17 protein-coding genes and 2 pseudogenes are annotated in these 26432 nt (G+C 72.1%); 10 read left to right on the forward strand and 9 right to left on the reverse strand.

The annotated features are described in order from the left end of the window. Nucleotides 1–149 precede the first annotated feature (149 nt). From SYYSPA8_RS11600 to SYYSPA8_RS11615, 4 genes are all read right to left on the reverse strand, one after another. Nucleotides 150–6395, reverse strand: a complete 6246-nt coding sequence (locus SYYSPA8_RS11600; RefSeq protein ID WP_323447380.1) for a DNRLRE domain-containing protein — start codon at nt 6393–6395, stop codon at nt 150–152. 253 nt (nt 6396–6648) lie between these two features. Continuing rightward, nucleotides 6649–7308 (reverse strand): response regulator transcription factor, encoded by a 660-nt coding sequence (locus SYYSPA8_RS11605; protein WP_323447009.1) that lies wholly within the window; start codon nt 7306–7308, stop codon nt 6649–6651. After that, nucleotides 7305–8345: a HAMP domain-containing sensor histidine kinase gene (locus SYYSPA8_RS11610; protein WP_323447010.1), complete on the reverse strand. Its 1041-nt coding sequence runs from the start codon at nt 8343–8345 to the stop codon at nt 7305–7307. The genes SYYSPA8_RS11605 and SYYSPA8_RS11610 overlap by 4 nt, the downstream gene beginning before the upstream one ends. A 336-nt stretch (nt 8346–8681) precedes the next feature. Continuing rightward, nucleotides 8682–9716: an AraC family transcriptional regulator gene (locus SYYSPA8_RS11615; protein WP_323447011.1), complete on the reverse strand. Its 1035-nt coding sequence runs from the start codon at nt 9714–9716 to the stop codon at nt 8682–8684. Nucleotides 9717–9790: 74 nt separating this feature from the next. Between SYYSPA8_RS11615 and SYYSPA8_RS11620 the strand changes: the two genes are divergently transcribed. Both SYYSPA8_RS11620 and SYYSPA8_RS11625 read left to right on the forward strand, forming a co-directional pair. Next, complete coding sequence (locus SYYSPA8_RS11620; RefSeq protein ID WP_323447012.1) at nt 9791–10618, forward strand: NAD(P)H-binding protein; 828 nt, start codon at nt 9791–9793, stop codon at nt 10616–10618. 160 nt (nt 10619–10778) lie between these two features. Further along, complete coding sequence (locus tag SYYSPA8_RS11625; RefSeq protein WP_323447013.1) at nt 10779–11453, forward strand: pentapeptide repeat-containing protein; 675 nt, start codon at nt 10779–10781, stop codon at nt 11451–11453. Between the two features lie 46 nt (nt 11454–11499). Here SYYSPA8_RS11625 and SYYSPA8_RS11630 read toward each other — a convergent pair whose 3' ends face one another. Further along, nucleotides 11500–12339, reverse strand: a complete 840-nt coding sequence (locus tag SYYSPA8_RS11630; protein ID WP_323447014.1) for an alpha/beta fold hydrolase — start codon at nt 12337–12339, stop codon at nt 11500–11502. A 98-nt stretch (nt 12340–12437) separates the two neighbouring features. Beyond that, the gene (locus SYYSPA8_RS11635; RefSeq protein WP_323447015.1) at nt 12438–13703 is read right to left on the reverse strand and encodes an alpha/beta hydrolase; all 1266 of its coding nucleotides are present in this window, start codon (nt 13701–13703) and stop codon (nt 12438–12440) included. Between the two features lie 176 nt (nt 13704–13879). Between SYYSPA8_RS11635 and SYYSPA8_RS11640 the strand changes: the two genes are divergently transcribed. Then, nucleotides 13880–14923, forward strand: a complete 1044-nt coding sequence (locus SYYSPA8_RS11640) for an ArsR/SmtB family transcription factor (protein ID WP_323447016.1) — start codon at nt 13880–13882, stop codon at nt 14921–14923. Here the strand turns inward: SYYSPA8_RS11640 and SYYSPA8_RS11645 are convergent. Then, complete coding sequence (locus SYYSPA8_RS11645; protein WP_323447017.1) at nt 14884–15480, reverse strand: hypothetical protein; 597 nt, start codon at nt 15478–15480, stop codon at nt 14884–14886. The genes SYYSPA8_RS11640 and SYYSPA8_RS11645 overlap by 40 nt on opposite strands. 855 nt (nt 15481–16335) lie before the next feature. Here SYYSPA8_RS11645 and SYYSPA8_RS11650 point away from each other — a divergent pair. Then, the gene (locus tag SYYSPA8_RS11650; RefSeq protein WP_323447404.1) at nt 16336–16914 is read left to right on the forward strand and encodes a hypothetical protein; all 579 of its coding nucleotides are present in this window, start codon (nt 16336–16338) and stop codon (nt 16912–16914) included. On the opposite strand, the pseudogene SYYSPA8_RS11655 reads toward SYYSPA8_RS11650, so the two are convergent. Both SYYSPA8_RS11655 and SYYSPA8_RS11660 read right to left on the reverse strand, forming a co-directional pair. Continuing rightward, nucleotides 16851–16992: pseudogene (locus tag SYYSPA8_RS11655) on the reverse strand (IS5/IS1182 family transposase); the annotation flags it as partial. The gene SYYSPA8_RS11650 and the pseudogene SYYSPA8_RS11655 sit on opposite strands and share 64 nt — an antisense overlap. A 111-nt stretch (nt 16993–17103) precedes the next feature. After that, nucleotides 17104–17976, reverse strand: a complete 873-nt coding sequence (locus SYYSPA8_RS11660; protein ID WP_323447018.1) for an NAD-dependent epimerase/dehydratase family protein — start codon at nt 17974–17976, stop codon at nt 17104–17106. Nucleotides 17977–18206: 230 nt separating this feature from the next. On the opposite strand from SYYSPA8_RS11660, the gene SYYSPA8_RS11665 reads away from it, so the two are divergent. The 6 genes and pseudogenes from SYYSPA8_RS11665 (at nt 18207) to SYYSPA8_RS11690 (ending at nt 26246) form a co-directional block, all read left to right on the forward strand. Next, nucleotides 18207–19235: a S66 family peptidase gene (locus SYYSPA8_RS11665; protein ID WP_323447019.1), complete on the forward strand. Its 1029-nt coding sequence runs from the start codon at nt 18207–18209 to the stop codon at nt 19233–19235. Nucleotides 19236–19902: 667 nt separating this feature from the next. Beyond that, nucleotides 19903–20310, forward strand: a pseudogene (locus tag SYYSPA8_RS11670) (alpha/beta hydrolase); the annotation flags it as partial. 179 nt (nt 20311–20489) lie between these two features. Further along, nucleotides 20490–20819 carry a hypothetical protein gene (locus SYYSPA8_RS11675; RefSeq protein WP_323447020.1) on the forward strand — a complete coding sequence of 110 codons (330 nt, stop codon included), beginning with the start codon at nt 20490–20492 and terminating at the stop codon, nt 20817–20819. A gap of 220 nt (nt 20820–21039) precedes the next feature. Next, a complete protein-coding gene (locus SYYSPA8_RS11680) occupies nt 21040–24489 on the forward strand; it encodes a S8 family peptidase (RefSeq protein ID WP_323447021.1) in 3450 nt (1149 codons plus the stop codon). A 190-nt stretch (nt 24490–24679) separates the two neighbouring features. Further along, entirely contained in the window at nt 24680–24889 is a 210-nt protein-coding gene (locus SYYSPA8_RS11685; protein ID WP_323447381.1) for a ferredoxin, read from the forward strand. Further along, a complete protein-coding gene (locus SYYSPA8_RS11690) occupies nt 24879–26246 on the forward strand; it encodes an NAD(P)/FAD-dependent oxidoreductase (RefSeq protein ID WP_323447022.1) in 1368 nt (455 codons plus the stop codon). The genes SYYSPA8_RS11685 and SYYSPA8_RS11690 overlap by 11 nt, the downstream gene beginning before the upstream one ends. Nucleotides 26247–26432: the final 186 nt, after the last annotated feature.

Genomic DNA, 26432 nt, shown 5'->3' on the forward strand with positions numbered 1-26432 from the left:
CCTGCAACGCATGGATGGTGTCCCGGGTCGGGCGGGGGTGGCGCGTGCCGCGCACACGCTACCCCCGCTGTCGGAAGGGTCGGTTCAGCGGGCCCCGCCCCCGGTCGGGCCTCGGCATGACGAGGCCCGACCGGGGGCGGGAGCCGGGCTCAGCAGTAACGCATCTTCCAGCTCATTCCGCAGGTGAGCGTCCCCGTCCACGCGTTGGCCGCGTAGTTCAGGCCGGTCCGCCGGTACGAGAAGCGCTTCGCGTGGCTGCTGCGCCCGGCCGCGTGCCGGCCGCCCCTGGAGAAGCCCCGGCTGGACTTCCACCAGGAGCCGGCGGCGAAGCGCCCGGCGCCGACGCCGAACGCGGTCCAGGCCGCGTTCCGCGCGATCGACCCCCGGGACTTGCGCCAGCCGTGCCGCCGGACGTCCGCCGCCGACGTGGCCGCGAAGACGGCGACCGAGGCGACGGCACAGGTACCCGCCGAAGCGACGATGCAGGCGGCGGTCGCGCCGTACCCGGCGTACGTGCGCCAGTTCTTGCGGACATGGCGCTTCGCCCGCTGGAAGCCGCGCTTCACCTTCTTCCAGCTCCACCGCTTGCCGTCGAGGTCGTAACGGTTCAGCGGATCGCCGTTGACGTACTCGTACGCGTTGGCGCCGCCGCCGTACACCGGGTCGACGGAGAGGAACCGGCCGGTGGCCGCGTGGTAGAGCCGTACGCCCATCAGGGTCAGCCCGCTCAGGGTCTCGCTGGAGCGCTGCTTGCCGCCCAGCCAGCCGTAGCGGGTCGCGTCCTGCCCGGCGCGCGGATTGCCGTACTCGTCGCTCTCCAGCGCCACGGGCGCCGCGCCCCCGGACAGCGGCAGCTGGAGCGCCACACCGCCGTGGACGGTGGTGAGGTGGAGCACGGTGTCGCCGCTCTTCCCGGTGGTGGCGGCGAGGTCGCCGGACGCGGACTCGACCATGCGGGTCAGCGCGCCGGTGGTGGTGTCCTCGACGATCCAGCGCGGGTTGTCGCCGTCGCCGTCGTAGTGGTTCACCTTCGCGGCCGTACGGGTCCAGGTGGTGCCGGAGCCCGTCTCGACCGTCCAGGAGCGGAACCGCTGCGCGGCGTCCAGCTGCCAGGTCTGCCGCTGGCCGCCCACGGTCTGGCGGTGGACGAGGTCGTGGGCGTAGTAGCCGATGGTCCCGTTGCCGGGGACCGCCGTGGTCCGGCCGAACGCGTCGTACGCGTACCCGGCGTCCACGATCCGGTCGGCGCTGTCGTAGGTGTGCCGGGTGGTGGTCCCTCCGCTTGTGGGGCAGTCCGCGCCCGGTGTGCCGGTGGCGCTGGTCAGCGCGGTGCGGTTGGTCCGGGCGTCGAAGGTGTAGCCGCGCCGGGAGCACTGCGTGTTCCAGGTGTCGTCCACGCCGGTGAGCCGCCCGGTCGCGTCGTACCGGTAGGTCTGGTCCGACCAGCCGCTGTGGCCGGTGACCTGGCCGTGGACGGACTCGGTGGTCGAGTCCGCGTAGACGGTCGTGCCGTCGCCGTCCCGGGTGTAGACGCGGCCGACGGTGGCGCCGGTGGTGTCCTCGGTCTGCCGCAGGGTGTAGCCGCCGGGCAGCTTCTCCTCGGCGACCGACCCGTCCGCGTCGTACGTGGCCCGGAAGGCGCCCGCGACCGAGTCGGTGACGGTGGTGGCCAGACCGCGCGGCTCGGCGGCGTGGTCGTAGGTGTGGGTCACGGTCGACGGCACCGAGTCGGTGACCTTCACCGGCCGCCCGAGCAGGTCGTACTCGGTCCGGGTGGTGCCGCCGTCGGCGTCGGTGTACGCGATCTGCCGGCCGAGGCGGTCGTACGCCCGCGTGATGGTCCCGCCGGTCGGCGACACCGTCCGGACGGCCTGCCCCGACGCCGGGTCGTACTCGGTGACGGACTCGGGCGCCGCCTGCCCCACGCCGCCGGTGATCGCGGTCCTGGTCTGCCGGCCCGCTTCGTCGTAGGTGGTCGTGGTGGTGCGGGTGACGCCGTTCGCCGTCTCCGTGACCTTCGCCGGGTTGCCCCACCAGTCGTACTCGGTGGTGGTGGTCGGCAGGTTCGCCGGGTTCGAGCCGCCGCCGGTGATCGCACCGGCCGGGCCGGTGGAGCAGAGCAGGTCGGCCCACTCCGGGCGGCCCTGGCAGGCGCCGGTGCCGGTCGCGGACCAGTACGCGGTGACCCGGGTCGCCGCGTCGGTGCCGGTGGCGCCGGGCAGCAGCTGCCGGACCACCCGGCCCTGCCCGTCGTACTCGGTGCTCGTCGTGATCGCGAGCCCGTCCGGGTCCTGGACCGTCCTGGACGGCTGGCCCTTCGCCCAGTCGTAGTCGGTCCGCGTCACCCGCCGCTCACCGTGCACGGTGGGGTGCTCACGCACCTGCGCGCCCGTGGTGACCCGGGTGACCTGGTCCTTCACCTTGGCGGTGCCGTCGGTGGGACGGCCCTGGTCGTACGCGTTGACCGTCCACGAACGCGCGGTCACCGACGTGCCGGACGGTACGAGGGCGGTCGGCCCCGACACGAGGTCGGCGGTCAGGTCGACGCGCCGCAGCGGGCCGAACTCCTCCGTCTTGCGCGTGCCCGCCTCGTCGTACACGGAACGCGTCGCCAGCAGGGCCGCGCGTTCCGCCGTGCCGAGCGCGCCGATGCCCAGGTCCGCCTGGACGGCCCGGTCGGCGGCGGTCAGACCGAGGGCGACGGCGCGGTTCGCGGCGGTCAGCTCACGGACCGTGTTGCCGAAACGGTCGTACTCGGTGGTGGTGATGTGCCCGCCGGGGCTCACCGCGTTGGTCTCGCGGCCGGAGGCGCCGAGGTAGTGCACATCGGCCCGCCGGTAGTCGCCCGCGTTCAGCGCGGCACCCGAGTGGGAGGCCGGCACCGCGTCGGCGGGCAGGACCGCGGTGGCGTCGGTGGGCGTGTCCGTCTGCCCCCAGCCGGCCACGTCCCCGTCGCCCATCCGGTACGGGGCCCGGGCGCCGGTCAGCGGCACGTCGTACACGAGCGAGGTGGACGCGGTGCCCTCCTCGGTGTCGGCGCTGCCCTGCTTCAGACCGGAGCGGGACGCCTTCAGCAGCATGCCGTCACCGGCGGTGGCCGCGTTCCCGGCCCTGCCGTAGGTGAAGCTCCAGGGCAGTTCCCCGGGCGGCGCGAAGGAAGTGACCCGGCCCGCCGTGTCGTACCCGTACACCGACTTCTGCGCCGGGGAGATCTTCGGGTTCCACGCCTCGCGCAGCCGCCCGTTCCCGTCGTACGCGTACACCTGCACGGGCTGCGCGGTGGCGGCGGTCGCGCCGGGCGCGGTCGACCAGAGCCGGATCTCCCTGACCCGGCCGGTGTAGTCGCCGTGGGCGGTGCCGGTGGCGGTGGTGGTGTTCGCGTAGACGAACTCCAGCGCGCGGCAGCCCCGGGTGGCGGGCGTCGCCGTGCAGGCGGCGGCCGTGGCGGCCGAGGTGGGGGCGATGACCCGTCTGGGGCGGGCCAGCTTCTTCCCGTCGACGGTCACGGTCTCGGAGACGACGGTGGTCGCGGAGTTGGCGAGGCCGTCCAGCAGGGTGCTGGAGACCTGCCAGGTCGTCGCCGTCGCGTCGGACTTCGTGAACTCGGTGACGGTGCCCTCGGTGTCCGTGAGCGTGAAGGATCCGGAGACGGCGCCCGTGAGCGTCAGATCCTCCGAACCGGGCTCGGGGATCCACTTCTTCCGCGCGGCGTCGGCGGTGAAGTGGGTCTCCTCGCCCTCGGCGTCGACCACCGCGACGGCCGTGTCCGAGACCCGGCGCAGATGCGAGAAGTCGGAGTCCGTCAGTTCGGCCGCCGTGCCGGCCACCCACTCCGGGCCGAAGATCGCGGCCTGGCCCTCCTGCCGGGCGCCCTTGTCGGGGGTGCGGGAGGAGGCGGTACGGGTGAGGGCGAGATCGAACGCGGAGGCGTCGGTGGCGGAGAGGGTGTAGTCGCCGGTGAGCAGGTTCACCGAGCCGGGGCCGACGGTGTCCGTGGCGGCGCCGGAGGCGTTGCGGTCGACGACGACCGTGAGGGGCTGGGTGCTGCCGCTGCCGGTGCCCGTGAAGTCGGCCTTGATCTGGACGGTGCCGTCGGGGTCGACGGTGTCGGTCGCGTTCCAGACCAGCGGCGCGTTGCGGCCACTCGTCAGCGGGACGGGCCAGGCGGTGACCGGGCTGCCGCCGGAGGTCACATGGCCGGTGGGGATCGCCGTCCAGGGGTCGGCCTCGGAGCGGCGCCAGGAGAAGGCGACGGCGTCGTACTTGGTGCCGTCGGCCTCGGCCGCGAGGGTCAGCCGGCGTGCGGTGCGCTCGCCCTCGGCGGGCTGGACGAATCCGCCGGGTCCGGCGTGGAAGGTGTGCTCGACCGGCTCGGACTTGTTGTCGGCCTTGTCGACCGAGCGGACCTGGAGGGTGTGGGTGCCGTCCTTGGGCGGGGTGAGGGTGAGGTTCTTCGCTCCGGCGGTGCCGCCGGTGGGGACCTTGGTCCAGGTCACGCCGTCGAGCGACCACTCCAGCCAGTTGTGGTCGGTGCCGCTGGGGGTGACGGTGAAGACACCGGGCTGTCCGGCGCCCTTGACCCACTGCCCGGCCGGGTAGTCGGTCGAGCCGATGGCGGTGGGCGCGGAGGGGGCGGCCGTGTCGACGGTGAACGTCTTCCACGCCGACCAGCCCGTGTTGTAGTGCACCCCGTCATAGGGGTTGGTGCGGAACTTGTACGTCTTGCCGTTCGTGAGGACCCCCGCCGGGACGGTCACCGAGGCGGGCTGCCCACTGGGCACGTACTTCGACACGATCACATTGCCGACCTGTGCGTTGGTCGCGCTGTCGAAGATCTGGAAGGTGCCGTTGACCTGGTCCCCGTTGGCGTCCACGAAGGTGTCGCGCAGGGTGGGGGTGAGGGTGTTGACGGTGTAGGCGCCGCCGTAGGAGAAGTACGGCGGACCGGCCTCCTGCTTGGTGCCGGTCCGGGGCCGGTAGTTGTACGTGACCGTCAGCTTCGGCGGGTTCGTCGCGGCGTTCGCGGAGTTGACCCGCTTCCACTGCGCCGTCACCGTCTCACTGGTGGCCCGCAGACCCATGTGCCCCCGGGTCGCCTTCGCGGACGCCCACTCCTGCACCAGGGTGGCGACATCGGCCTCGATCCAGCCGTCCGGCGCCGCCGTACACGCGGGATTCCCCCGAGTCTGGGTCGACGTGGCCTTCTTCGCGGTCCACGCGGGCTGCGCGGTCCACCGCGAGGAGGTCGACGCGGCCCCGGTGGACCACACCTCCCACGGGTACGCCTTGCAGTCCGTGTTCCCCGAGTGGAAGTTCCACAGGGACAGCTTCGCGCTCGTCACCAGCGCGTCCTGGACCGGCGTCGTGTTCCACGAGATGAACGAACGCGCGGTACGGGGGGTGCCGTCGGCGTTCTTCGTGCCCGGGTTGCCGAGGTCCAGCTCGGTGTCCGTGGACCAGTCGCGGGTCTCGCCCTGCTGCACGTAGGTGTCGAAGACGTTCGACAGCGCCGACGTGGAGGGGTCCACCGTCACCGGGTACTTCGTCTCCGGGTCCGCGAGGAAGTCCGCGTCCGGCGTGACGACGAGGTCGATCGAGCCCTCGCGCCGCACCACCTCCATCGCGACGGGGACCCGGCGGGTGTGCTCGCCGGAGACCTTGTCGACGGTCGCGTCCCACATGATTGGCGCGGGCATGACCGCGCTCGTGTGGTTCTTCCGGTCGGTGAACAGCACACTGCCGTCGGGCTGCGGCTTCGCCGTCAGGCCCTTCGCCTTCAGCGGCAGGGTGTAGGTGTACCCGGCGGTGGCGGGCCGCTGCTTGATCTCGACGAACTGCTCGAACCCGGTACGGGTGGCCTCGACCACCACATCCGCGCCCGGCACGGCGTCCGTGTACTCGGCCCGGGTCCCCCTCAGCTTCGGCGCGGGCAGCCCGCCCTTCCACTGGAGGGTGATCCGCTCGTCGCCCTCGCCGAGGGTCACCAGATCCGTCGCCGCCGACGACCGCGCGGCCCGCAGCGAAGCGGCCGGGACTCCGGTGCCGCCCGCGAGGGTCAGCCCCTCGGGGTGCGCCCGGGGCCGGACCGAGCCGTCGGCGCTCTCGACCAGATCGAGGTCGACCGCGCGCCAGCTGCCGGCGCCGTCCTCGAACCGGACCGGACCGGCCGACAGTTCACTGGTCAGCGAACTGTCCTTGTTCACCCAGGTGGTGGAGGTCTCCGTACGCTCCGACAGCGCTTCGACCCGCTGGCCCGCGAGCCGGGCGGCCACCCGGGCGGAGGGTATGTCGGCGGCCGTGGTGGGCGGCTCCGGGGTGCCCCGCCCGTCGCCGGCGCCGGCCGTCACCGGGGCGGCGAGCGCCTGCTCGGCTCCGTACAGGCCCGACAGGGACATCACGAGCGCGAGCCCGGCGGCGATGGCGCGGGCCCCCGTCCCCTGTCCGAGCAACGGGTGATGGCGTTCCGGCAGCTGTCTGCGCCCGGGTTCGGGCTCTGCCGCGTGGCTGTTCACGTTCTCCCTGATCCTTCTCTGTGTCTCGTGTGTTGTGTGCTTTGCGTGGTGGTCTCGGTGCCGGAATCGGGCGCGGCGAAGCAGCCGCCCGGCGGGGCGGCTGACAGGTGCTTCGGAGCGGTGGGGGGAGGTGGAGCTACGGTTCGATCAGGCCGACCCTGATCGCGTAACGGGTGAGCGCGAGCCGGTCGCGCAGCCCCAGCTTCTGGAGCAGGTTGGCGCGGTGCCGCTCCACGGTCTTGGCGCTGATGACGAGGATCTCGCCGATCTCCTTCGAGCTGTGCCCCTCGGCGACCAGCTTCAGGATCTCCTCTTCCCTGGCGGTGATCGCCTTCTCCGGCAGGGGCAGCCCCTGCCGGGCGCGGTCCAGGTACTTGCGGATCAGGGTGGTCTCCGTCCCCGGATAGATGAACGGCTGGTCGCGCACCGCCGCCCGGCAGGCGGCGACCAGATCGCGGTCGGCGACGGACTTCAGCACATAGCCGCAGGCCCCCACCCGCAGGGCCTCGAAGAAGTACTGGTCGTTGTCGTACATGGTGAGGATGAGGATCCGCAGGCCGGGCTGGATCCTGGAGAGTTCGCGGGCGGCCTGGAGACCGGTGAGCCGGGGCATGGCGATGTCCAGGACCGCCAGGTCCACGGGCACGCTCCGGGCCGTCGCCACGGCCTCCGCGCCGTCACCCGCCTCGGCGACCACCGTCAGGTCCGGTTCCGCGTCCAGGATCAGCCGTACGCCCTGCCGGAGGAGGGCGTGGTCGTCGGCGAGCAGCACACGGACGGGGGGTGTCGTCGTCATCGGGATTCCCTCTCCACCGGGACGAGCAGCCGTACGGTGGTGCCACCCGTGCCGTCCGCGCCGCCTGTGCCGTCCCTGCCATCCGTGCCGCCTGCGCCGTCCGTACTTTTCGCGCGGCCGGCACCGGACTCCACGAGGAACCGCGCCCCGACCAGCAGCGCGCGCTCCCGCATGCCCCGCATGCCGAAGCCCTCGTCGGCACCCCGGAGGCCGTGCCCGTCGTCCTCGATGACGAGTTCGACGACTTCGACGAGTTCCGCGTCACCGTCGGCGGCGCGGCGCAGCCACAGCTCGATCCGGGAGGCGTCCGCGTGCCGTACGGCGTTGGTCAGCCCCTCCTGCGCCACGCGGTAGACCGCCAGCTCCGCCTCGTGGCCGAGCGGCGGCAGCCCCGGGCCGAAGTGGTGCCGTACGGTGATCCCGGGCGCCGCGAACTCGTCGAGCAGGGCCCGCAGCGCGCTCACGAGCCCCAGGTCGTCCAGGACCCCGGGGCGCAGCCGGCGGGCGATCCGCCGGATCTCGTCCAGGCTGTCGCGGGTGGTCTCCTGCGCCGTGCGCAGCCCGTCGCGCAGTTCGTCCGGCGCGGTGTCGGCGAGCCGCTTCAACTGGAGCAGGACGGCGGTGAGGGTCTGCCCGACCTCGTCGTGCAGCTCCCGGGCGACGCGGTGGCGTTCGGCCTCCTGGGCGCTGACCACCCGGGCGCTGCTCGTGGCGCGTTCGGTCTCCAGCCGTTCCAGCATGGTGTTGAACGTCTCGATCAGCTCCGCCACCTCACCGTGCCCGGTGACCTCCGGCCGACCGCCGGGGCGCAGCAGGTCGGCGGAGGCCATGGCCCGGGAGAGCCGCTGGAGCGGGGCGAGTCCGACCCGCAGCAGCAGCCCGTTGGCGACGAGCATGCAGAGCACACCGGCGATGACGACCAGGGCCTCCCGCAGCACGACGGGGGAGGAGACGGTGACCCAGGGGCCGAGCAGCAGGACGGCGGCCACGACGAGGACGGCGGCGTTCATCGAGAAGATCCGCCAGAACAACGACACCGCCGTCAGTCTCCCTGTCCCTCATCCGCTGTCTCCAGCTGCCCGGTTCTCACATCTCATGCTGCTTGTTGCTTGTCGCTCGCTGTCTGCTGCTCGCTGTCTGTTGCTCCGAGCCGCCCACCGGGACAGCCTCCGTCACAGGGCGCGGCCGGTCCATACATGCCGACACCCATCTTGGCGGCCCGGCCCGCGCGGGTGCCGGAGGCCGCGCGGGTCGCGGGGTTCGATCTGACGCCCCTGCACCTCTTCCCCGCGGGGTGAGCGCGGGCTCCATCCGCTGGTTCGAGGGCGGGGCCACCGACTGGTCTACCGGGGGACCGAGCTGGTCGAGGCGGGTCAGCCCGTACGCATGCCCGCGGTCATGCCCGCGGCCCCGGCTCCGGTTCCGGTTCCGGCCGTGGTCCCGGTTCCGGTTCCGGCCGTGGTCACGGCGGCGCGGTGGGCGGACGGGCTGACGCCCCGGACGCGTTTGAAGGCCGCGCTGAAGGCGAAGCCGTCCGCGTAACCGACCGCCCTGGCGACCGTGGTGACGGTGGCGCCGGGCGCCCGGAGGCGTTCGGCGGCGAGGGTCATGCGCCACTCGGTGAGGTAGGTCAGCGGCGGCCGTCCCACGAGGGCGGTGAAGCGGCGGGCGAAGGCCGTACGGGACATGCCCGCCTCGGTCGCCAGCAGGGCCACGGTCCACGGATGGGCGGGGTCCTCGTGGAGGCGGCGCAGGACATGACCGATCTCCGGGTCGGCGAGGGCCCGGTAGCCCGGCGGCGGAGTGGCGTCCGCGCGGGCGAACCACGACCGCAGGACACGGACGAGCAGCAGGTCGAGGAAGCGGTCCAGCACCACCTGCTGGCCCGGTTCCTCGTGCTCCACCTCGGTGGCGATCAGGTCGAGCAGCGCCGCCAGGCCCGGATCCGGCCGGACGACAGCGACCGGCGGCAGGGCGTCGAGCAGCGGTCCGCTCAGATCGCTGCCGACCCGGTAACCGGCCGTCAGGAGAAGATCCGTGCCGCCGGGATCCGTGGTCTCGCCGACGGTACGCGCCGTGATCCGCCAGGTCCGCCCGTCGCCCTCCCGCGTGGGGCCGCCGGTGAGTACGCACCGGTTGGCGCCGTCGACGTACACCCGTGGTTCGCTGTCCGGCCGGTCGGCGACGGTGAACGGGGACGCCGTGCGGACGAGGGCGATGTCCCCCTGCTCCAGCCGTACCGGGTCGGCGCCCTCCGTCAGCAGCCAGCCGCTGCCGCGTGCCAGGGCGCCGAGCGCGAGCGGCGCGGGATCGGTGAACCGCAGCCCCCAGGGCGGGGTGCTCACGGCGTTGCAGAACGCCGCCCCCTGGGCCCGGACACCGGTCAGATAGTCATCGAGAAGATCCACCCCGGGACGATCACACAGGTAATCGGCCTTTTCAACCATGGAACGTCCGATTCCACGCAGGTTGACTGATGTCCATGACAGAGATCCTGGTTCTGGGCGCCACCGGCAAGACCGGCCGCCGCGTCGTTCCCCTCCTGAAGGCCCTCGGCCACACCGTCCGCTCCGCCTCCCGTTCCGGCACCACCCGCTTCGACTGGGACGACCGCACCACCTGGGACCCGGCCCTCGCCGGGGTCGCCGCCGCCTATCTGGTGCCGACCGAGACCCTGGGGCTCGCCGAACGCGCCGAGTTCGCCGCGCGGGCCGCGGCCGCCGGGGTCCGCCGCATCGTCCAGCTCTCCGTACGCGGCATCGACACCGGCGGGGGCGTGCCGGAGACGGAGGCCGCCGTCCGCGCGTCGGGACTGGAGTGGACCATGGTGCGGCCCTGTTGGTTCTCGCAGGACTTCGAGGCACCGGACTTCTTCCTCGCGGGCGTGGCCGACGGAGTCCTGACGACCCCGGCGGGCGAGGGCCGCGAACCGTTCGTCGACGTGGCGGACATCGCCGGCGTGGTGGTCGCCGCGCTCACCGGCGAGGGCCACCACGGCAGGGTGTACGAGCTGTCCGGCCCGCGCGCGCTGACCTTCGGCGAGGCCCTCGGCCTCATCGGCGACGCGATCGGCCGCCCGGTCGTCCACCGCCACCGGGCCCCGGACGCCTACGCCGCCGACCTGGTCGCCGCCGGCTACAGCGCGCGGGACGCCGAGGCCGTCGCCGGCTACCTCGACGGCATCGGCCGGGGTGAGGACGACTACCTCAGCACCGGGGTACGCGAGTGCCTGGGCCGGGAGCCGCGCTCCTTCGAGGAGTACGTGAAGGAGGCGGCGGCGACCGGGGTGTGGGGGCGCGCCGAGAGGTGACCGTGCCCCGGACCCCCGGCCCCGGCCGTGGGTGACCGGCACGACCGCGCGGGCCCGCTCCCGGGCCCGCGCGGTCGCGTACCCTGCGTACCCGCCAGCCCGTGTGTCCGCCCCTCCGCCTGTCCGCCCGTCCGCCCGTCACTGGAATCCGAGGCCCGCCATGCCCGTACGACGCGTACCCGTACCCGTCCCCCGTGAACTCGCCGACCTCCCCTACGCGCACCATCTGGAACCGCTGCGGGACGACCCGGTACGGGAGGGCGACTACGACACCGTCCACGCCGACGGGAACACCTTCGAGGACACCGACGCCGGCGGCGCCCGCTTCACCGAATCCGTCCTCTCCTCCGTGACCTTCGCCGGCGGCCGTATGCGCCGGGCCCGGTTCAACGACGTCTGGCTGCACTCCGTCCGCTGGGTCGGGACCGACCTCGCCGAGACCGACTGGCTGGACGCGGAGATCATCTCGGCCGCCCTGGCGGGGGTGGAGGCGTTCAGCGCCCAACTGCGCCGGGTGACCTTCTTCCACTGCAAGTTCGACTCGGTGAACCTGCGCTCCACCACGCTGCGGGACGTCGCGTTCGTGGACTGCCTCCTGCGCGACGTCGACCTCGGCGGCGCGACCCTGGCCGGGGTGACCTTCCCCGGCTCGACCCTCGACGGCGTACGGCTGGGCGGGGCGCGGCTGAGCAAGGTCGACCTGCGGGGAGCGGCGGCGCTCGGGATCGCCGACGGGTACGAAGCGCTGCGGGGCGCCACCATCGACAGCGTCCAACTGCTCGACCTCGCGCCGATGTTCGCGCAGGCCCTGGGCGTCACGGTCGCGGACCGCTGACCCGGGGTCCCCCGACCGGCCGCCCGCCCCACCGGGTCGCCCCGACTCACCCCCGCAGGAAGTCCTCCAGGACCGTCAGCAGCGCCACCGGCGTCTCCTGCGGGGGATAGTGGCCGGCGCCGGAGAGGACGCTGAGCGTCGCGTTCGGGTACCAGGCCAGCCAGGTGGCACGCATCAGATCGGGAGTGAGCGCGAGATCGTACTCACCGGCGACGACCAGCACCGGGAGTTCGCTGCCGATGAGCGTGTCCACCAGATCCAGCGTCTGCCAGCTCGCCAGGTACGAGGCGAACGCCTCCTCCCGGGAGTCCTCCAGGGAGGTCCGCACCATCCCGTCCAGCCACCGCCCGCTCGCCCGCAACCCGGTGACCTGGTCGAGAATGGCCCGCCGCCGCGCCGGGTCCGTCGCCGCGCCGTAGAAGAGATCGCGGGTCGCCCCGTCCATGGGGTACGGGGAGGCCGGCACGGGGGCGATGCCCGCCAGCCGCCGGACGCGGCCGGGTGCCTTCGCCAGGACCTGCTGGGCGACCTTGCCGCCCATGGAGAGGCCGACCACCGAGAAGCCGTCCCAGCCCAGCTGGTCGGCGAGGGCCAGGGCGTCGTCGGCGATCTCGGGTACGTCGTAGCGGCCGGCGACGTCCTTGCGGTCGCCGTAGCCCCGGAAGTCCAGGAACGCGTAGGTGAAGGCGTCGGTGTCGAGGAGCCCGAGGAACGAGCCCCAGTGCGCCGCCGTGGCGAACCAGTCGTGGAGGACCAGCACCCGGTGCGGGCCGGTGCCGATGGTGCGGTGGGCGATGGCCGCCCCCGCCGCCGTACGAGCAGCCCCTCCGCCGCTCCCGCCGTCACTGCCGTTCGTACTCGTACTTGTACTCGTGTTGGTACTCATGAAGAAGTCCTCTCTCCGCCGGACGGGTCCGTGTTGATCGTGATCGGGTACGTACTGCCCGCGCGAGGTGAGAACACGCCAACCGGCGGTCGGTGGCCTCAGCGGGGCGGCAGGTGCCGGGCGAAGAAGGTCCGCACATGGTCGCGCACCCGGGGCACCGAATCCGCCGGGTCGATCGCGCCGACCAGCGCGATCCGTTCGGCGGCGGACATCAGCCCGGCGGCCTGCAACTGGGGCGCCATGGCGGCGTAGTCGGTGAACACCCCGTGCGAGGCGCCGTCGAGCTGCCGCCGGCGGGTGCGTCCCCCCGGGTGGGCGAGCATGGCCGACCAGGTGCGTACGATCCGGGCGTCGCGGAAGCCGTCGGTCCCGAAGAGCGACAGCGGCCGGTCCACCCCGTGCCGGGCGACCGGGAGCAGCTCGCCCTCCTGTCCTGGCCCGTCCGGCGGCCAGTCCAGATACCCCTCCAGATTGACGGCCGCGCCGATACGCCGGTCCTCGTACATCGTCTGCGCGGCGGCCGCCCCGCCCGCGGAGTGCCCGTACATCCCCACGCGCCGCAGATCCAGGGCGCGGCCGAGATCCCTGGGCAGTGGGCTGGCGTCCGCGTCCGGATTCCGGCCGGCCGCGAGCGCCGTCAGCTGGTCCAGGACGAACTGCGCGTCCGCGCTCCGGGTGCCGAGCATCGTGCGGTAGACCTGCGGGTCCGTGGGGATGCCCGGCAGCTCGTACGTGCGTACGCGGCCGTCGGGGAACTCGACCGCGCCGGGCTCGCCGGGATGGTCGATGGTCACCACCGCGCAGCCGTGGCCGGCCAGTTCCTCGGCGAGGCCGGTGCCGACCGTACGGGGGTCGGCGCCTCCGGGGGAGTACAGCAGCACCGGCCGCCGGACCGGCCGTGCGGGCGCACTCGTACGGGAGTGGGTCATCGTGGCCGCCCAGTCCACGCCGCTGTCGGGCAGCTCCTTGTGCACGTGGACGGGGTCGAACGCCGCGAACCCCGCTGCCGTCAGGGCGGTCATCTGCGGTGCGACCGGAAAGCCGTCGACGGTGCGGGCCGGGTAGAACACCGAGACCATCACCTCCCGCACGGAGCTCCCGTTCCACGGGTCGCGCCGGTGGTGATCGACCAGCCGCAGCGTGGTGACCCCGACCGGGTAGGGACCGGTCGGCGCCGGCAGCCGTACGGTGACGCCGCCCGTGGCCCGAGCGCTGCGGGCCCGTGCGTCGTGACCGCCCGCGAACAGCGTCCCGGCGGCCAGGACGGCCGACGCGGTGACGACGGTCCGCCGGTCCATGCCCCCGGGACCGGCCCCCGGGGCCCGCCCGGACGCACCGGCCCTGTTGTTCTTCCTGTGACCCATGGTTCCCCCTGTGTCCCGTTGTCCCGTTGTCCCGTGCGTCTCTGTGACGTCGGTTTGTGTCTTCAGGCGCCCCCTGAATGAATGAGGGAGGGGACATGGCTGAATGCTGGCGCTCGGCGGAGACACGGGCGAAGGTTTCGGCCCTGTCCGAAACGATGGCGCGGTCAGGGGGAGCTGTGGTCCGGATCCATTTCACGGCAGCCGACTTCACCCAGGTCCGGTTCGCGCCACGGCCGGCCCCGCTGGCCGAACTGCACACGGCACTGATGACGATGTGCCGCCCGGACCAGCAGGTACTGTTCGGCCGCTGGAGACAGCGGATGTTCCGTTGCCTGCCGGGCGCGGCCGGACCCCTGAGGGACCTGGTCCCGGGCGCGGAGGCCCCGCGCTTCCTCGACGTGTTCAGTGAGACGCTCCAGGACGCACGGGACACCGTCCGGGCCTTCCCCCCGGACCTGGTCCGCTCCGAGATCGAACGGATCCACGCCCCGCACCCGTCCCCCGTACCGCTGTGGATCCGCGATCTGCACCAGGGCGAACCCGCCGCCTGGCACCTCCTCCACCGGGCCCAGCACGCGGCCTTCGAAACGGTGGTGCGCCCCGTGTGGAACCTGGTGCAGGACCTGCACCGCACGGAGTTCACCCGCCACGCCCTGACCGTGGCCGAACACGGCATCGGCGCCGCGCTCACCGGCGGCGTCCCGGGCGCCCGGCTGCACGGGGACGTCTGGGAACTCGAAGGACCGGAGCGGGACATCACCCTGGCCGGGCGCGGTGTGCTGCTCCGGCCGACCTTCCACTGGACCGGGCACCCCCTCGTCGCCGACCTGCCCGGTCACCCCCTGGTCGTGACCTTCCCGGCCGGCCCCGGCCTGCCCCTCGCTCCGGCCGGCGCGAAGGACACGACCGAAGCCCTGGCCGGCGTACTCGGCCGGACCCGCGCCGACATCCTGCTCCGGCTCGCGGATGAGCACACCACGACCCTCCTCGCCCGCCGGCTGGGCATCAGCAACGCCACCGCCTCCGCCCACACCACCGCCCTGCGCGCGGCCGGCCTGATCACCACGGTCCGCGCGGGGCGTGCGGTCGTGCACCGGCGCACCGCCCTGGGCAGCCTGCTGGTCCACCACCGTACGGGGCCGCAGGGCGCGCCCGACGGCTCTGGAGGTGAGCCGATGGGTCAGCCGAGCGGGGAGGCGTTGCCCGGCCGGCACCCGTGAGGGACGCTGTTGCCGCTGATGTTGAAGTCCCCGCAGGTCAGAAACACGTCGTTCAGTCTGCCGAGCGTGAAGGCGAGCAGGCCGACGACCGCGATCGCGCCGACGATCCTCCGCTGCTGCCGCGCGGAGAGTTCGGCCTCCCCGAACAGCAGGATCCGCAGGAGCAGCCAGGTCAGCAGCGGGGTGCCGATGATGCTGAGGATGCCGCCCGCCAGGAACAGCAGCTCTCGCGATGTCCCGCCCCGGTGGGGCACGAGGGCGGCGATGCCGAGCCATACGGTGGGCAGCGCGAGGCAGGCCGCGTACACCCACCCGTGCGACGGCAGGCGTTCGCGCAGCAGCAGGGCACTGACCAGCACGCCGGTCGACACCGCCCAGAGGCTGAGCAGCTGATAGTAGAAGACGACGTCGTAGGCGCCGAGCGTGAAGGCGGGCTCCCAGACCACGAGGGCCCCACCGCCCGCGACCACGGCCGCCGTCCCTTCCCACCGTCCCCCGTCGGGCGTGCTCCGGGTCGCGGAGGAGGCTGGGCCCGGCGGGCGATTCTCGTCATCCATGATGATCCATATCCGATATGGCTACGCTTTTCGGACATCGTAGAAGTGACAGCCGGGAGACCGGGGTCGACGGCCCGCATGTTCTGGATGTTTCGCGGCGCGGTGGTGTCAGGGTCGCCCTGCGCGGCCTCGGGGAGGTTCGGGTCGTGACCGAGTGTCCCTGGGTCGTTCACCCATCAGTTGGCAGCCGTAGGGGGCGATGAGGCACCGTCGTCCCCTACGGTGGGCGCCGCGTGCAGTCCGCCGGTGAACGTATCGCTGAGACGGAGCGATCGGTTCTGGCCAAAGTTTGGTCCTCGTGCTGTGCCGTGGGTCGTTGCGCAGCATGGCGGAATCTGCCGAGAGGGGCTCGGTCGCAGCAGGGAATGGAGGAGTTGTGCCGTGTTGGCCGCATCGGGATCCGCGTGGAGTTCGTGCAGGTAACGGCACCTGCGTGTAGTGGTGGAGCCGCTGGATCTTCCTCCTGACGCGTGCTTCGCCGACTCTGCTCGCTGGTCGAGATGTTGACTCGGTCAAGATCCGGCCGGTAGTAGATTTTCAGAAGTAGAGATGTCTTATCGAACTTGATCATCGAGGTGGGTATTGGCGCGATGACGATCGGTGCCGTAAAAAGGTTCTGCCGACTGAACGGGTACGGCCGGATGTGTCATGGCATAGCCCCGCATTCGCGGGGATCACGTGCCTTGATGCGAACGAGCCCATCTCGGCAGTGGAGCATCCCCGCAGTGCGGGGTCGGGCAATCATATGTGAATTCTGCGTCTAGGTGCGAACCTTGGAGGTTGCTGATGTCTGATTCACCCTCTGCGCCCAAGCCCGGTGCCCCTGTGTGGCCACCCAAAAGCAGCGACTACGTCATGGTCATTGATGCCTACGTCCGGGTGATGGACTGGCGTCTCCTGGTGGACGGCATCCCTTGCGCGAAGGAAGAAGTCTTTCTTGCTCATAAAAGTCGGCCTGTCGCTGTCATCAGCACGGTATCCGAGGGATTCGATGAGGTCAGGATCCCGGTGGAGGTAGGCCGCCAAGTGTTGATGCGCATGGAGGGCAGCTCGTATCCAAATTGGGATGAGAATGATGTACCCGCTCTGCGCAGCCAGAAAACGTTTTCATTCCTCGTGCGCGTAGGATCTGCGAAAGCCTTGACGAAACTCCCGGAAGTGCAGGTGGTTTCGGAGGGTGGTCGGCTGATTCTGCCGCCCACCGAGAAGGTGCATTGGAATGTTTTTCCCTGGCGTACTGATCGTCCCGAGCCACGTACCTTCCCAGAATCCGGTGATCTGATGGCCGAACTGGCTGAGATCCTGCGCAAGAGGCGTGCCAGTCGTCGTAGAAATTCCTCCCGAGCCGTCTCCGCCGGCGGGGGATCCGAGGAGCCGTCCCGGCCTCGCCGGACCACGTGTGCTCCCTCACAGGGCAACGCAGTCACGAGCTGACGGAAACAGCGCGCGCGGGCTCAGCCCGGCGAACGTGGCTGTCCAGGAAGGCTCCAACGCCGTGATCACACGAGACATACCAAGATAATTTCACCGTGCCCGGCAGCTACGGGACGGCCAGGAGTGGTGTCTCACGACGTTGGTTCCACGGAAGTCGTCCAGGCCGGCTGAGCCGAGCCGTCCGATCGCTCAGGCCGGACCATTCGCGGCATCGCGCAGCAGTTGCCGCACTCCGCGAACGGGTCGGTAACCGAACGCGTTCGCTGCGGCAGTCGAGTCGTACACCCGGTCCAGGCGATCGGGCACCGGCCACCCCCGGTCGCGGAATGCCTGGACGACATCCGGAACCCGTTCGGCGAGCACCGCGCCCGCATCGTGGGAAAGGGCAGGGCAGTCCTCGCGGTGAAACGGGTGCGGCCCGGAGATATTGAACCTGCCGGTCACGGTGGGGTGTGCCACGGCCAGGACCCCCGCCGCCGCTACGTCGGCAACGTCGACTGCCCGATGGAGCAGGTGGCGGGCCCGCACCGGCAATGGCTCCGGAAAGCATCGCGCTATGCGCAGCGTGACCGAAGAAACGGCGCAGTCGGCGACCAGCTCCTCCGCGGCCAGTTTGGTCTCGTCGTAGATGTCCCTGGGAAGCGGCGTGAGCTGCTCGTTCACCCAGACAGCACGGTCGGTGGGCTCCAGGGCGTGTCCGTACACACTCGTACTGCTGATGTAGAGAACCCGCCGGGCGCCGAGGCGGCCGGCGTCGTCGAGCAGGCCCGCGGTCGCGTCCACGTTCACGGCTCGGAACTCTTCATCGGGCAGGCGACCGACATGCGGGGCGTGCAGCGCGGCACTATGGACCAGGACATCGGCCGACTGCAATGCGGCCCGTCGCACCGGCCGGCTTCGCAGGTCTCCGACGACGCCCGTCCAGCGGCCGGGAATCCGGTCCACCCCGCGGACCACCCAGCCGGCCGCGTCCAGTGCCTCGGCCAGGGCCGCTCCGACCTGGCCCGAACTTCCGGTAACCGTAACCACCCCAGCGGGGGCTCGTCTCGTCGCTGAGTGCACGCGTCCGACTGTACGGCGTGGAACCGATCTCCTGAGATGGAACAGCCGAACAGGGAGGCGGACTCAGCTCGCGGTCTCGGTCGCGGTTCGAATCCCCAGGGTGATCAGCACAGCTCCCGGAGTGGTGACGAAGGGGTCGTACCGGCCTGGCTGGTCCGGCTGGTGTCGCCGGGTATGCCCTGGATACGGTGCCCGACCGCGCTGTGCCGGAATCTGCCAGAATCCAGCGCATGTCCGTTCGATATCCCCGCCCCCTGCGTCCCGGTGACCGTGTCGGTGTCACCTCCCCGTCGAGCGGCGTCGCGCCGGAGCTGAGCGCGCGGCTCCAAGTGGCCTTCGGCGAGGTGCGAGCACGCGGCTACGAGGTCGTCGTCGGGTCGTGCATGGACGGCACCGGGCACGTCAGCGCCCCGGCGGCCGACCGGGCCCGTGAGCTGACGGCGATGCTGACCGACCCCACCATCCGGGCCGTCGTGCCGCCGTGGGGTGGCGAGACGGCGATCGACCTGCTGCCGCTGCTCGACTTCGACCGGCTGCGGGAGGCGGAACCGACCTGGCTCGTCGGGTACTCCGACATCTCGACCCTGCTCACCCCCCTGACCCTGTTCACCGGCGTCGCGACCGTCCACGGCAACAACCTCATGGACACGCCCTACCGAGTGCCCGAAGGACTGCTGTCCTGGCTCGACATCGTCACCCTGCCCCCGCGGCACCGTTTCGCGCAGACCCCGCCGCGCCGTCACCGGTCCCCGGGTTTCGACGACTTCGCGGCCTTTCCGGACGTACGCGCGTACACGCTCGACACCCCCGGGACCTGGACCCGGCTCGACGGCGACGGTGACGTGGACGTCCGGGGCCGGCTCATCGGCGGCTGCGTCGAGACCCTCAGCAGCATCGCCGGAACGCGTTTCCTCGACGCGTCCGCATTCGCCGCGGCGGAGGCCCCGGAAGGGCTGCTCGTGTATGTCGAGGCGGCCGAGGACAACGCGTTCACCATCTGCCGGAACCTGCACGGCATGCGACTCGCCGGGTTCTTCGACCACGCGAACGCGGTCCTCGTCGGCCGGACCCACGCCCCGGACAACGGCTCCCTCAGCCAGCACGAGGCGGTACTCGACGCGCTCGGCCCGCTCGGGGTGCCGATCGTCGCGGACGTGGAGTGCGGGCACGTACCGCCGCATCTGCCGATCGTGAACGGAGCACTTGGCCGGCTCGTCCACTCGGCGGCCCGCAGCGAGCTGACACAGACCCTGACCTGACGGAGCCGGGCCCCGGCACGCACACCGTGCGGGCCCCGGAACCTCGTCGGCTCCGGGGCCCGCACGGGGCACTTCGCTTGACCACCCCGTTCAACGACGGGCTGAGCCGGGCGTCACGGCCGGCCCTCCACCCGTTCCACCGGGGGGAATCCGCCACCCGTGCCCGCCGGACGACCCGGGTGCGCAGCGTGCGGATTCAGGGTGAGCCGGGGCAGGCGGGGCAAGCAGGGCAGCCGGGGGTGGCTAGGCTGTCACGCCCCTTCCTGTGATGGCCGACTCGGGGGCGCTGCGCTGGGTACGGTGAGTGGAGCAGTCTTGGACCTCGCTCGAAGTCGGAAATGGCAGACGTGTCGGATATGCCGGAGTCGATGGAAGTGGGTAAAAACCGTGCTCCGCCGGGACAACGCCGCAGGTGGGGTCCTGTGCTCCCCGCGCGTGCGGGGATGGTCCCTCCTGGGCATCTCGCAAAACGCCGGTGCCGGTGTGCTCCCCGCGCGTGCGGGGATGGTCCCTCCTGGGCATCTCGCAAAACGCCGGTGCCGGTGTGCTCCCCGCGCGTGCGGGGATGGTCCCTCCCTGTGCCGGGCCCCTTCCAGAGCAGCGAGGTGCTCCCCGCGCGTGCGGGGATGGTCCCGCCTCGGCCCAGCCGCACGGTTCGGGCGGGCCCGCCGAGTTCCACGCGCTCCTCGTCGGCCAGAGCGTCCCGGAGTGGCGGGCGGTCGTGGACGCGGTCCAGGGGATCGATTGTGTCGGCGTCGGCCCGGTGGGGTATTGGGGGCTGTCGTTGGGCTGCGCGATCGGCGTTCCGTTCATCGCCGCCGAGCCCCGCGTCCGCGCGGCCGTGCTGGGGCTGCACGGGGAGGAGACCTCGGCCGGGGCCGCCGCACGGATCACCGTCCCGGTGGAATTCCTGATGCAGTGGGACGAGCGGGTGTCACGGGCGGCGAGCCTGGCGCTGTTCGACACGTTCGCCTCGACGGAGAAGACGCTGCACGCCAACCCGGGCAAGCACGCCGAGGTACCGGCGTTCGAGCTGGACAGCTCGCTGCGATTCTTCACCCGGCAGCTGGCCTGACACCCCTGGTGTCCGCGACACGACGCCGACCGGGGGAGCGGAGGTGGCGCTTCCTCTGTCGCCGTACCGCCGGGCCTCCTACGCTCGCGAGGTTTGGCGCGGGGCCCACGGGCCGTCACCCCGTCCCGCCATCGCCCCGTCCCGCCGTCACGCCATCACCTCGGCACAGGAGGAAACTCATGCGGATCACCCGTACCGCACTCGCCGGCGCCACCCTCGCGGGCGCGTTGCTCGCCGGTGTCGCGAGTCCGGTTCACGCCTCGGAACCCGTACGCGCACCCATATCCGCACCCGCACCCGCACCCGCACCTGCACCCGCACCCGTATCCGGGACCGTCCCGTCGGAAGGACCCGCACGGGCCGCCCTCGGCCGTTGGCACGACCACGACTGGTACTTCCTCTACGACCGGTGCATGGCCCAGGGGAAGGATCTCTACGGCAGGAACAACGTCCCGTACCGCTGCCTGGACATCGGGTTCGGCAGATACATGTTGCAGTACTACGTGTAGGCCCACGCACAGGCGCTGACCGCCGGCGGCCCCGTTCCAGTGAGACGGTTCCGTACCCCGGCGGGTTCACCGGCAGCGGGGGGATCGTCCGAAAGACCGTGTGCTGTCGTGTCTTTCGGACAGATCCGGGCCCGCTGTCCAACCTGCGGCAAGGGCATCCCGCTTTCCCTGTCAGAGACGGGGGCCGCTCGTGGCCCCCGGACTCCCCACAGGAGGTCGGATGTTCACCAGACATCAACACACCGGAGCCGCCGCCCTGACAGCGGCCGTCTCGCTGGCGCTCGTCGCCGGACTCACCGGAGCCGGACCGGCCGGCGCGTCGGCCCCCGCAGCCCCGTCGGCCCCGGCGGCAGCGACGCCGTCGTTCCCGGCGACGACGGCGACGACGGCGACGACGGCGGAGACCGCGACGGCCCGTGGCGCCGCCGCCGGGACGCACTGGGTCACCCTGATCACCGGGGACCGCGTCCGGGTCGACGCCAAGGGCAAGGTCACCGGCTTCACCCACGGCGCGGGCCGGGACGGCATCCCCGTACAGACCTATGTCCGGAACGGTCACACCCATGTCGTGCCGCTCGACGCACGTGACCTCATCGCGGACGGCACCCTGGACCGGCGGCTCTTCGACGTCACCGAGCTGAGCCGGCCCGCGAGCCGGAAGGCGTACGGGAACGGGCTGCGGCTGATCGTGGCGTACGGCGGGCACGCGGGGCCGGCCGCCCGGGGCGGGGTCCGGGCCACCGATGGAACGGAGGCTGTCCGTCCGCTCGTCTCTCTGAACGCGGACGCGGTGACGGTGACCAGCCCGTCCGCGCTGTGGGACACGCTCACCACCACGGGCACGGAAGGCAGGGCGCGGGCCGCCGCGTCCGGTATCAGCCGGATCTGGCTGGACGGCATCCGCAGGGCCACCCTGGAGAAGAGCACCGCACAGATAGGCGCCCCCAAGGCGTGGCAGTCGGGACTGGACGGCAGGGGCGCCAAGGTCGCCGTCATCGACACCGGCGTGGACGGCGACCACCCCGACCTGCGGGGCAAGGTGGTCGCCGCGAAGAACTTCACCCCTGCCCCGGACACCGCCGACGGCCACGGTCACGGCACCCACGTCGCCGCCACGGTGGCCGGTACGGGAGCCGGGTCCGGGGGCAGGTACAGGGGCGTCGCGCCCGGGGCCGCGATCATCAACGGCAAGGTCTTCGACGAGAGCGGCGAGGCAACCGACTCCACCATTGTCGCGGCCGTCGACTGGGCCGTCGGGGAGGGCGCGGACATCGTCAACCTCAGTCTCGGCGGCCAGGACACCCCGGAGACGGATCCGCTGGAAGCTCAGATCAACCGGCTCACCGCCGAGAAGGGCGTCCTCTTCGCCGTCGCGGCGGGCAATGAGGGCCCGGGGGTCATCGATTCGCCGGGCAGTGCCGACGCCGCCCTGACCGTCGGTGCCGTCGACGCGAAGGACGCGATGGCGTACTTCTCCGGCACCGGCCCCCGGACCGGTGGCGGCGGGATCAAGCCCGACGTGACCGCGCCGGGCGTGGACATCGTCGCCGCGGCGGCCAAGGGAACGGCGGCGGCCAAGGGGACTGCGGCGGCCAAGGGGATGTCGGGCGCCGAGAACCCGCCCGGCTACACCGCGATGTCCGGTACGTCGATGGCGACCCCGCACGCGGCCGGCGCCGCCGCCCTGCTGAAGCAGCGCTACCCGGCGTGGAAGGCGCGCGAGCTGAAGGGCGTCCTCACCGGTTCGGCGCAGGACGGCGGGCACACCCCGTACCAGCAGGGCTCGGGCCGGATCGCCGTCGACCGGGCGATCACCCAGGACGTCTTCGCCGAGGAGACCTCCGTCGACTTCGGCGAGCAGCTGTGGCCGCACAGCGACGACAGGCCCGTGGTCAAGAAGGTCACCTACCGCAACGCGGGTACGGAGCCGGTCACCCTCGACCTGAAGGTCACCGGCACCGGCCCCCAGGGCAGGCCCGCCCCGGCCGGATTCTTCACGCTCGGCGCGGACCGCGTCACCGTCCCGGCCGGCGGCACCGCCTCCGTCGACATCACCGCCGACACCCGGATCGGCGGCGGTGACGACGGCCTCTACACGGCCGCGCTCACCGCCTCCGGCGCGGGCCGGAACGTGCGTACCGCCGCCGTGGTCGAACGCGAGGTCGAGTCGTACGACCTGACCGTCAAGCACATCGGGCGCGACGGGAAGCCGGCCCGGCACTTCCGGACGATCCTGGAGGGCATCTCGGACCACCGGAACAGGCACTGGATCGAGCCGGGCACCGGTGACACCACGATCCGGCTGCCCAAGGGCGTCTACGCGCTCGACTCCAGCGCATCCGCCGACCCGTCGAACGTCAAAAGCACACTGGATGTGGTCCTCCAGCCCCGGCTGGTCGTCGACAAGGCGCGGACCGTGACCGTCGACGCCCGGACGACCAGGCCCACCAGGGTCACCGTGCCGGACGGCGGGGCGAAGCCCGTCTACGGCATGCTGGCGTACGACCTGAAGCGCCCCGGCCGCTTCTCCGCCGGCAGCGCCTACCAGGTGAAGTCCTTCGACGGTCTGCGGGTGTCGCACCTCGGTCCCGAGGTCACGGACGGCTCGCTGGTCCAGGAGTGGCGGGGCAGCTGGCGCAAGGGCACCGGCACGGAGTACAACGCCACGTCCGGCGGCCCGGCGAAGCGGATCGCGGCCGGTCACACCCGGCACTACAAGGCCGCCGAGTTCGCGAGGGTCGAGGTCGGCTTCGGCTCCTCGGTCACGGGCGCGAAGGGCAATCTGGACACGTACGGCGGGGTCCCCGGCATCCCGTGGGCGCACAGTTCCACGGTGGTCCCGCAGCCGCTGCCCGGCAAGCGTGTGGTGTACATGTCCACCGGCGACAAGGCCGAGTGGGCGATGAACGCCGATCAGCTCGGCGCGAGGGACCCGGTGACCGGCGACCAGTTCTACGAGAGCTTCCTCATGGGCGACCTGAAGCGGTATCGCGCCGGGAAGACCTACCGGGACACCTTCAACACCGGCCCCTTCGGGCCGCAGCTCGACTGGCAGTCGGGCATCTGGCGGGTCGGCGACGTGCTCGGGAACATGATCCCGCTCTTCTCCGACGGCCAGGGGCACTCCGGCACATCGGATGTCGAGTCCGCGCGGACCGTCCTCTACCGGGACAAGACGAAGATCGCCGAGAACGACGACCCGATGAGCGGCGGGGGCCCGCTCCCGATGGGCGGGTACGAGGCCGGTGACTTCACCCTCACCACCTCGGCCCAGCGCAAGGCGGGGGCGGCCCGGGCGGGCAGCCGCGTCGACGCGAGCTGGAGCTTCCACGCCGCCAAGGCGGTTTCCGACGACTGGGTGGCGCTGCCGGTCTCCACGGTCCGGTTCGCCGGCGCCCGCGTGGCCCTGGACAGCACCGCTCAGGCCGGGGCCACCCAGAACCTGTCCCTCGTGGTCCAGGGCGCGGCGGCCAAGGGCAACACCAGGGCACTGACCGCCGAGGTCTCCTACGACGGCGGGAAGACCTGGCGGAAGCTCACCGTGACCCGGGGCAAGGTCACCGTGAAGAACCCGGCCAAGGGCAAGGCGATCACCCTCCGGGCCCAGGTCACCGACAAGCAGGGCGGCACGGCCAAGGTGACCTCGTACAACGCCTGGTTCGGCAGGTAGGCACCGCCCTGTACTCGGCCGTACCGGGCTCTCCTCCCCGGGGGTGGCCGTGCGGCTGCGGGGAGACTCGTCCGGGCGTAGAACGGGAGAGGCGTACCGGGCACCGGGCCGAGGGCGGCGCGGGAGCCGCATGAGTGGTGCGGGAGCCGGAGGAGTGGTGCGGGAACCGGAGGAGCGGTGGTGCCGGATGCTGCGGATCGTGGTCGACCTCAATCGCTGTCAGGCGTACGCGCAATGCGTGTTCCTGGCGCCGGGCGTGTTCGCGCTGCACGGTGAGGAGTCGCTGATGTACACCCCGGCCGTACCACCCGACCAGGAGGAACGGGTCGGCCGGGCGGTGGCGGCCTGCCCCGTGCAGGCCATCACCGCCGGCGGGGCGGCGGGCGCCGATGCAGGGTGACCGGATCGTCGTGGTGGGGGCGTCGCTCGCCGGGCTGCGGGCGGCGGAGGCGCTGCGCGACGAGGGCTTCACCGGCACCCTGACGATCATCGGGGACGAGCCGCGGCCCCCGTACGACCGGCCACCGCTCTCCAAGCAGGTACTGCTCGGACGGGCACGGGCGGCCGACGCGGGACTGCCGGCCCACCGCCCACTGGACGCCCGGTGGCTGCTGGGCACCCCGGCGACCGGGCTCGACCCGGTGGGCAAACGGGTGCTGCTCGCCGACGGTCGCGACGTGCCGTTCGACCGCGTCCTGATCGCCACCGGGACCCGGGCCCGGCCCTGGCCCCATCCGGGCGAGGCCGCGCTCGAAGGGGTACTGACCCTGCGGACCGCCGCCGACGCGGACCGGCTGGCCCGGCTGCTGGACGCGGGGCCGCGCAGGGTCCTGGTGATCGGCGCGGGCTTCACCGGCTCGGAGGTCGCCTCCGCCTGCCGTGAGCGCGGCCTCGCGGTGACGGTCGCCGAACGGGGACCGGCACCGCTGGTCGGCGCGCTCGGCGGCACCTTGGGCGGGTTCGCGGCGGAGGTACAGCGGTCCCACGGCGTCGATCTGCGCTGCGGAGTGACCGTCACCGGACTGTGGGGGAGCGGGAGCGGTGGCGACGGCGGCCGGCTCACCGGCGCCGACCTCTCCGACGGCTCCCGGATCGACGCGGACATCGCGGTGGTCTGCCTGGGCGCCGTCCGCAATACGGAGTGGCTCGCCGGCTCGGGGCTGGCCGCCGGGCCGCGCGGGGTGGCCTGCGACGCCGGCTGCCGCGCGTTCGACATGTACGGCATCGTCACCGACGACGTCTTCGTCGCCGGGGACGTGGCCAGGTTCCCGCATCCGCTGTTCGGGTACCAGCTGCTCGCCCTGGAGCACTGGGGGAACGCCGTCGCCCAGGCCCGGGTCGCCGCGCACAACATGGTCAGCCCGCCGCCGGCCAGACGCCCCCACCTGGCGGTGCCCGCCTTCTGGTCCAGCCAGTTCGGCCTGAACATCAAGTCGGTGGGGGTGCCCACCTACTCCGACCGGGTGATGATCGCCCAGGGCTCGCTGGAGCAGGGGCGGCTCGTCGCCGTCTACGGGTACCGGGGACGGGTGACGGCGGCGGTCAGCGTGAACCGGGCCAAGTGGCTGGAGCACTACGAGCGGCTGATCGAGACGGCGGCGCCGTTCCCGCCGGCGGGCGCCGTCGACGGGCCGCTGTCGCCGAGCCCCGTCCCGTCGGACGTGCCCGATCCGCGGGTGCTCTCGCACGGGCCGACCGTCGCCCTCACGGGGCATCTTCCCGACCGCCGGCTGCAATGGGTCCAGCAGGAGGAATGAGCGCGGTGGCCGCCCTTTCCCGTCCCTTCCCGTCCCGTGCTATCGCTGCCGGGGAAGCCCTGCCGGGGCGGTCCGGCTCTCGCCCGCCCGCCCAGCCTCCGTTCCGGAAGCCTCTCCGCGGCCCCTGAGAAGCCCCTCGACGAGTCCTGAAGCCGAAGTCCTGAAGCCGAAGTCCCGAAGTCCCTA

The organism is Streptomyces yaizuensis, assembly GCF_034961445.1.
Classification (GTDB): Bacteria; Actinomycetota; Actinomycetes; order Streptomycetales; family Streptomycetaceae; genus Streptomyces; species Streptomyces yaizuensis.